Here is an 8,108-nt window from a genome sequence, read left to right as displayed (position 1 = left end):
ATAATGGGGCGTATCAGAAGTTTGGGCAGTTTTGCGAGTACGCTTGATTTTTCCATCTGCTATTAAGCGTTCTTTCTCGGCTCGGATACGCTCTAGTAACACCGATGCGGGTTCATCGTTGGGATCTTGAGGGACGAGTTTCCCCCGAATAGCAAGGTCGAGTATCTTTTGGCGTAATTTCTTTGTGTCCATTACTGATTTGTATTATGGTTATTCGTGGAGCAATCGCTATTCTTTTAATCCTGCTAGTAGCTTCTGTAGCTCCGACACAGCATTACTGATACGTTCGCTTTGTGCGGATATTGTCCCCATCAAGTCTTGCAGAGAGATATTCTCTTCCTCGCCCCCAGCTTTGATCCACGTGATGTCTAGGCTATTTTTATCTCGAGCCAAGATTTCGTCTACATTGTATTTACGCCAACGACCCACAGGGGCTGTTTCAGCGTTGTAAGTTTCGACACGATGCTTGGCAGTATAGCAAGCTACAAAATCATCAAGGTGCTGACGCTGCAGTTTGTTGGTAGCCAAGGTGTGCTTGATATCAGTGCGATAGTCATAATACCAAATCTCCTTCGTTTCTTGGCCTTTTGAAAAGAAAAGCACATTAGCCTTGACACCATTGGCATAGAAAATACCTGTGGGCAATCGGAGTATGGTGTGGAGGTTGAAGTCGCTCAGCAATCGCTTACGAAGAGTTTCTCCTGCATTGCCCTCAAAAAGCACATTATCGGGAAGCACTACGGCTGCTCGCCCACCTTGTTTGAGCATCAGCATCATGTGCTGGAGGAAATTGAGTTGGTTGTTCTTTGTCTCTACATAGAAGTCGGGACGATTGATATCTACCGAACCTGCGGGGCGTGTGCCAAAAGGAGGATTAGCAAGAATCACATCTACCAAGTTGTCAGGCTCACGCTCTAAGGAGTCTTCACACGTAATAGGGCTCCGTTCAGTACCAATGCCGTGGAGGTAGAGGTTCATGGAAGCCAAAGTTACCACCAAGGGGGTATTGTCTACGCCATGTAGTGCTTTGTTGTTCAAGAAATCGAGTTTTGCTTTGTCTTGCGACTGCTCTTTCATATAGTCATAAGCGGACAAAAGGAATCCGCCCGTACCACAAGCTGGGTCACAGACAGTCTCTCCAATCTGAGGTCTAAGGCAATCGACCATCGCTTGAATCAGTGGGCGTGGGGTAAAGTACTGGCCTGCACCACTTTTTTTATCTTGACCATTTTTTTCTAAGATACCTTCATAGATAGCACCTTTGACATCGCCATCCATAACCAACCACTTCTCCTCGCCAATCATAGAGACTACTTTTTGCAAGTAGACCGGCTTGTCGATTTTATTTTGAGCCTTAGTGAAGATAGTCCCGATCAAATTATCTTGCTCGCTGAGGAGTTTGAGCGTTTTTTCATATTGCTCCAATAGATCTAAGCCATCCAGTACTACAAGGTCTTGCCAGCGATATCCTTCTGGAATGGCAGATGAATCACCGAATAGCTCCACGTTTTCAGCATCCATTTTGAGAAACAAAAGATAGGTAAGCTGAGTAACATAATCAGTATAACCAATGCCTTGACCTGCAAGCGTGGTAGCTAGGTTCCAAACTTTCTTTGTGAGTGTCTGCTCTGTATTTATTGTTTTTGCCATTTTATGCTGATTTTCTATAAAGAATAAATTGAGAGAGTGAAGCTAATGCTTGATTTGCTTCGTCTTTAGAACCGAATGCACGGATGAATTGAGCGGCTTGTGTGATGTTGTGCTCCTTGATCTCGGCAACCGTACAACTGCCGTTTGATGCGATATAATATACTATTTGTCGCATCAAATTTGCTTGTTCATCTGAGAGTGTTCGTTGTATTTGACCTGACCAAAGGTTAAATTTTTGTCCTGCAAATGGATATAGGCTTTCAAGTCTGGTGATTTGACGAAATGCAAAACGCACCAGCTGAATGATGTTAGTCAAGGCTTCTTTCTCTTCTTTTGTAGATGAAGGCTTGACACTTTCAGGAGATAAGATGGCATAGCTGTTCCATAGTTGTGCTGGAGCAAACTTTCGATTAGCCCATCTCAGTTGGCATTCCAACTCTTTAAGCATTGTATAAGTAAGCGGAGCACCATCATTGTTGTATATCAATCGGAGGGCCTCTATTTCATCTTTGTGATCTGAACAGAAAGACTCAAATGCAGAGGTGGAAGACCTTGCTTCCTCCACAGAAAAACCTGTAGAGATAAGTTCATCTTCGCCCGGCATCAACATCTCGATAAAGCCAGCATTCAAAATGAGTAGATACTTACGTGCTTCGGGATTATTTGTCAGATTATGTACCAAATCCTTACGTTCTGCGTTTAAATCATTCACATCATTATAGAGCGGAAGCGTCCCTGACTCAAGTGCCGAATATATTTGACGTGCCATGTCTTCCATACTTTGCCCCGCCTTCGCTACAAACTCATCTCGCTGATTTTCTTCACTTTTCTTGTTAATCCGTGATAGCCGAGCAGCCAAAAGGCGGAGAAAGTCATCAAGCACATTCCCGTGGGCAATCTTCTCCAACAATTCTTTGAGAGATATCAGCATAGTGGTTGCTCCATCGGTAGGAGAAGGAATAATCTTTTCGTGCTCGGTTACCCCTACTGCATCTATAAGGAAGAAGCAATCCTTGCTAAAAGCATTTGGTGTTACGTTACGTAGTTGTTCATCATCGATGGAGCGCACTCCACGTCCCTTCATTTGGATATAGAGAGGTTCGGAGGCCACATCACGCATAAATATCAACACTTCGAGAGGCTTTATGTCTGTACCTGTCGCAACAAGCGTACAAGTGACTGCTATACGAAAGTCTTTGTCATTACGAAATTGTCGTATTAGTTCATTGCTATCGCCCGCCGAATAGGTAATCTTCTGTACAAACCTATTGTCTGTGCGTCCAAAGACCTCTTTAGCTATCTGCACAATGTTGGTGGCATGGGCTTCGTTTAGTGCGAAGATCAGGGTCTTAGGAAGGTACTCTATGTTGGGTTCTCGCTGAGGCTCTGTAAACATCTCCGTGTAAACCTTGTTTCTATAGGTCTCAAGTATGAGCTTAATTTGTGCAGGATTGATAATACTTCTATTGAGCTCCTCCTTGGAGTAGTCTTTTGTCTCTTTTCGACTGATGATTTGGATTTCACCTGTATAGCGAGTTTCAATTTGAACCTTATCACCCTCAAGTATCGCACCTCCATTTTCTGTAGCTTTTGTCTTGATACGATAAATGCGGCAGTCTACATTGACATTATCCACGATAGACTGCTCTAAACTGTAGTTGACGATAATGTTGTTATTGAAAAAGGCTATCGTTTCGGGAATTGGTGTGGCAGTCAAGCCTATCATCTTAGCTGAGGTAAAATAGTCGAGTACTTTCTTCCAATCGCCATAGATAGAACGATGGCATTCATCAATAATTATCAGGTCAAAGAAGTTTGAGGGAAGGTTAGGGTTTTCGGGTAGAACGACGCTAACATCGGTTGGCTCATCGTCCTCTTCGGTGTCTGTGATTTCTTCGCCTTTGAGTAAAGAGAAAAGTCGCTGAATGGTCGATATTACGACGTTACTCTCTGTCGGAATCTGAGCAGAACGCAAACGGTTGACTGCATAAATATCCGTAAAGCTGTCACCTGTTTCGGTTAGTCGAAATGTACCAAAGGCATTCTCTGCCTGTTTACCCAAATTATTGCGGTCCACTAAAAAGAGAACTCTCCTCATTGAGGTAAAGGCAAGTAAACGATATGCCGCCAAACAGGCGGTATAGGTTTTTCCAGAACCTGTAGCCAGCACCATCAGAGCTTTTCGCTCTCCGGTTCGGAAAGAAGTTTCTAAATTATTGATAGCTTTAAATTGGCACGACCGAAGCCCCTTGGGATTAAGCGAAGGAAGCCCCGCATAATCATCTTGAATGCCCAATAGTTTCACCACTTCTTTAGGGCTATGTATCGCTTTTCGATATGTAAAGGATGCTTCTATCTCTCGAGTATCTCTAAACATCAACTCCTTGCTATTGGATACATAAGCAAGTGGTAAAGGGATAGTTGGAAACCACGCTTGACACCAAGAGGGGCAAGCACGCGTGTAACCCATCGCCTGCTCTTGGACGCAACTTGAGCTAATGTCCACTTCAATACGCTTAGCCTCCAATACTCCGATAGCTTTCCCATTAAGAAATAGCAGATAATCGGCTTCCTTATTACCCTCCATTAGCCCCTCTCGAATAGCTACAGCAGTCATATTAGGAGCGTAGTCAACTCTATCTACGACCTTCCAGCCTGCTTCTCCAAGCATTCTGTCGATAATAACCCTTGATTTTTCTTCTGGTAGCATATTCTGATAAGTTTATATTATGAGAAGTTTAGTGCCATTTTCAGAGCATAACGTGTTTGTGATTTACTTTGAAAGTCTAAGGAGTTCTCGCTCATCCACATCCAAAGCATCGGCAACCTCAAGGAGGCTCTCCAATGAGGGCTGAAGCTTATTAGACACTCAACAAGATACGGTGTTTTCTGTACGCCCTATCTCCTCAATAAGCCATTTTCCTAAAACTTGCTTCTCTGCTAATACTGATTTAATCCTATTCATAGCCTTCATCTGTTGATTTGCTTTCTAAAATTGTGGAGTTCACCTACACATTAAGGGCATTATCAGGAGGAAATTAGCTGTTTCTTTCTCCGAGGCAACGAATTTCTCCAATCTCAATCGTTTTTCATCGAAAAATCAGCACCTTTACGAGTAAGAAACAAGGGATATTTATAATTCTGCAAAACGAAGAGGACAAGAGAGCCTCGCTCGTTTCTTATCCGTTCCCCTTAGGCGAGCAAAGTTAATACACCCTCTCAATATCAAACGCCTAAACCCTTTATCATTCGGTTTTATACGGAACCAAAGTATTTCATGAATTGTGTACGTTCATACATCGATGCGTTCGGGGCTTTCGAGAAACTCAATCGTCCCTTAAATTCATCGATCGACTGGTATTTTTGCTGCGCCATCCATTCTTCGAGGCAGGTAAGCACCTGTGTAACGATCTCCGTGCCGTTTTTGTAGACGGTGGTACATAGTTGCACGGCCGACGCTCCCGCGAGGATGCATTTGATGACGTCTTTCCACTCATGCACACCGGTCGATGCCGCCAGCGAAACATCCGGAAGAATGCCTGAGACAAGCGCCGTCCAGCGGAGCGTGTCGCTCAAGTCGGAATGACTGCTAAACACCTGTCCGGACGTGATCTGACATGAATGAATATCAATATCGGGCTGATAGTAACGGTTAAACAGTACGACTCCGTCGGCTCCGTGACCTTTCAGCAAATTCACCACCGCGGGAATGTTGCTAAAACCTTTCCCGATCTTCATAATCACCGGAATAGAGATTTGTTCCTTCACCTTCTTGAGGATGGAGGTATAAACATTAACCACTTCCTGTCCTGTGGCGTACAAGTCGGTGCAGAGGTAAAACACATTCAGCTCCAGCGCATCGGCTCCGGCTGCTTCGATCTGACGGGCAAAATCCACCCAGGTATCGGCCTTGTAACAATTCACACTGGCAATGATCGGAATGGTGCATTGCGCCTTCGTCTCACGAATCAGAGTCAAATATTCTTCACTCTGATTAGCTTTAACATAGTGACGCACATAATCCGCCGCTTCCGGATAGTCGTCCGCCCCTTGCATCAATGCATCGCTTTGCGCCTCGATCTGTTCTTCAAACATAGACTTGAGCACAATCGCTCCGGCACCTGCCTCTTCAAAGCTTTTGTTTCGTTCCACCTTACTCGTAAGTCCCGAACTTCCTATAATCAGCGGGTTTCTCAATGTCAGCCCCGCGTATTTCGTTTCTGTATGGATCATATTCATTTCTTTTTCTCGAACGACAAAATTAAATATTTTTTTGATACTTCCCGTATCCCGTCCTGTAAAATGACGGAACAGGAGTTAATATATGCGGTTACCGAATATCTTCGTTCCCACGCGCACCATCGTACTCCCCTCTTCCAAAGCAAGAGGATAATCATCGCTCATCCCCATCGACAGTTCCTTGAAATCATCTCCCGCAGAAGGCAAGGAGCGCAATTCTTCAAACAGCGAACGGAGCTTGCGAAACTCGCGACGCACCTGCGTTTCATCGTCTGTAAACGTGGCCATTCCCATAAGCCCGACCACCCGGATATGTGGGTAAGCGTTCAATGTATCTCGCGCAAACAACTCCCGGCATTCGTCCGGAGTAAATCCGTGCTTCGAGGCCTCTTCCGCGATATGCACTTCGATCAGAACCCGGATTCGGCGACCGCATTTCTTCGCTTCCTTATCCACGGCGGCCAGCAACTTCAGGGAGTCGATGCTCTGAATCACATGAATAAACGGTGCGATGTATTTGACCTTGTTCGTCTGCAACGTTCCGATAAAATGCCATTCGATGTCGGCGGGTAACACCGGCTGCTTCGTCATCAGTTCCTGTACCCTGCTCTCGCCGAACACGCGCTGTCCGCAGTCGTAAGCTTCCAGCAACGCATCGACCGGATGAAATTTGGAAACGGCTACAAGCGTAACGCCTGCCGGAATCGTCTGCCCGATACGCGCCAAACGGTCTGCAATTTTCATCCCTCAACGTCCTGTTTGAGCATCACAGCCTGTCTCTCCTTAGCATCTTCGGAGAACGGAAACACATCGATCAACGGACTTTCCGCCACCGAAGCGATCTCATAATCCGCCATCGTGCCTTTCATCCCTTCGTCGATGACCTCGATCGCCTCTCTGACCGACGAGGCCTGCGCGAGCATCTGCACCGCTGTTTTCTTCTCCGCCCCGCTCTTCTCGTCGAGCGTAATATAGCATACTTTAGCCTTATAATAACGGTCTCCCTGAGGGTTATAGAAGATCTCGCTCAACCGTGCCCGCTTAATATCGGCTACGGTAAACTCACCCGATATATACGGACGAATCTCCTCAATAATACGGGCTTCGGCCTCGGTAAACGACATGGCATCTACCAAATAAGGCTCCGTCACCTTTTTCTGCATTCCTCCTTCCATCGCCTTATCATAAGACACTTTGCACTCAAACCAGTTCATTCTTCCTTCTATTTTTCTGTTCGTAACTTACTGTAAATATCTAAATCCGTAAACCGACCGTCAGCCATGCGTTCGCCGTCGCGTTCGTTTCCTTCATACATAAAACCCAATCGCAAAGGGATGCGTTTGCTGCGTGTATTGCCTACCGCACATTTGATCTGTATACGGTTAATCTTCAACCTCCCGAAGGCTAAATCACACAGCGCCTTCACGGCAAGCGTCATCAGTCCCTGCCCCTGATATTCCTCACAGAGCCAGTAGCCGATCTCCGTCTTACAATTGTCTTTATCGGTATCTTTAAACCCGATCAGACCGGCAAACCGGCCTTCACACACGATCACGAACGTGTAATCTCCGCGATCCGCATCATTGACGGCAGCCCGCACAAACTTCAGCGTATCTTCGATGCTATGTGTCCTTTCGACAAACGGCAGCCACTTACGCATATATTCGCGCTGCGTATCGATCGCATGAAAGATATCCGAGACATCCGATTGTTGAAGTGGCCGGAGCTCCGTCGTTTTATTCAATTTTATCTTTTCCATCGTTTTTCAGGCCCTTTCCGGTCACGAACCTGCAGTTGATTTTTGTGACAAAACTATGATTTATTTTCGGGGTGACAAAGCGTTTCCGGCATAAATTATGAACCGTATCGGGAAGCCGGCTCCATACCTGACTGACAATTATCGACGCAGCTCGAGAAGAAACTTTTTTTCGGATGATTGAGTCCATGAGAATGGAATATTTCGAAGATGAATCTTTTTTCTTTTTTGGCAGAACAAAAATTTCATCTATCTTTGCAACCGCATTTCGCAGAAGTAGCAATAACGCGGAAGTAGTTCAGTTGGTAGAGCACAAACTTGCCCCAAAAGATAAAAGGTTCCAACCTTGGCAAGAAAAAAGCAACACCGGCAGACTGCGAATGCAAAAGAAAACAACGCGGAAGTAGCTCAGTTGGTAGAGCACAAACTTGCCCCAAAAGATAAAAGGTTCCAACCTTGGCAA

At 45.4% G+C, this 8,108-nt stretch carries 7 protein-coding genes and 2 pseudogenes; all 9 read right to left on the bottom strand.

What is annotated here, in order from left to right:
• A pseudogene (locus ACTTKA_RS11685) lies at window positions 1-192 on the bottom strand (restriction endonuclease subunit S); the annotation flags it as partial.
• A gap of 36 nt (window positions 193-228) precedes the next feature.
• Complete coding sequence (locus tag ACTTKA_RS11680; protein WP_442725163.1) at window positions 229-1,650, bottom strand: type I restriction-modification system subunit M; 1,422 nt, start codon at window positions 1,648-1,650, stop codon at window positions 229-231.
• Window position 1,651: 1 nt separating this feature from the next.
• Complete coding sequence (locus tag ACTTKA_RS11675) at window positions 1,652-4,360, bottom strand: DEAD/DEAH box helicase family protein (protein WP_442725162.1); 2,709 nt, start codon at window positions 4,358-4,360, stop codon at window positions 1,652-1,654.
• 63 nt (window positions 4,361-4,423) lie between these two features.
• A pseudogene (locus ACTTKA_RS11670) lies at window positions 4,424-4,624 on the bottom strand (helix-turn-helix domain-containing protein).
• A 281-nt stretch (window positions 4,625-4,905) separates the two neighbouring features.
• Window positions 4,906-5,883, bottom strand: a complete 978-nt coding sequence (locus tag ACTTKA_RS11665; RefSeq protein WP_385994509.1) for a dihydroorotate dehydrogenase-like protein — start codon at window positions 5,881-5,883, stop codon at window positions 4,906-4,908.
• Window positions 5,884-5,967: 84 nt separating this feature from the next.
• Window positions 5,968-6,633, bottom strand: coding sequence for a YggS family pyridoxal phosphate-dependent enzyme (locus tag ACTTKA_RS11660; RefSeq protein WP_442725161.1), 666 nt, complete (start codon window positions 6,631-6,633; stop codon window positions 5,968-5,970).
• On the bottom strand, window positions 6,630-7,103 hold the full coding sequence (locus tag ACTTKA_RS11655) for a DUF4494 domain-containing protein (RefSeq protein WP_014223713.1): 474 nt from the start codon (window positions 7,101-7,103) through the stop codon (window positions 6,630-6,632). The genes ACTTKA_RS11660 and ACTTKA_RS11655 overlap by 4 nt, the downstream gene beginning before the upstream one ends.
• Before the next feature lie 8 nt (window positions 7,104-7,111).
• Window positions 7,112-7,648: a GNAT family N-acetyltransferase gene (locus ACTTKA_RS11650; RefSeq protein WP_385994513.1), complete on the bottom strand. Its 537-nt coding sequence runs from the start codon at window positions 7,646-7,648 to the stop codon at window positions 7,112-7,114.
• Between the two features lie 242 nt (window positions 7,649-7,890).
• Window positions 7,891-8,108: hypothetical protein (locus ACTTKA_RS11645; protein WP_442725160.1), on the bottom strand; the 218-nt coding region annotated here is incomplete at its 5' end.

The organism is Tannerella sp., assembly GCF_052170195.1.
GTDB lineage: Bacteria > Bacteroidota > Bacteroidia > Bacteroidales > Tannerellaceae > Tannerella.
This window is presented reverse-complemented; position numbering and strand designations above follow the sequence as displayed.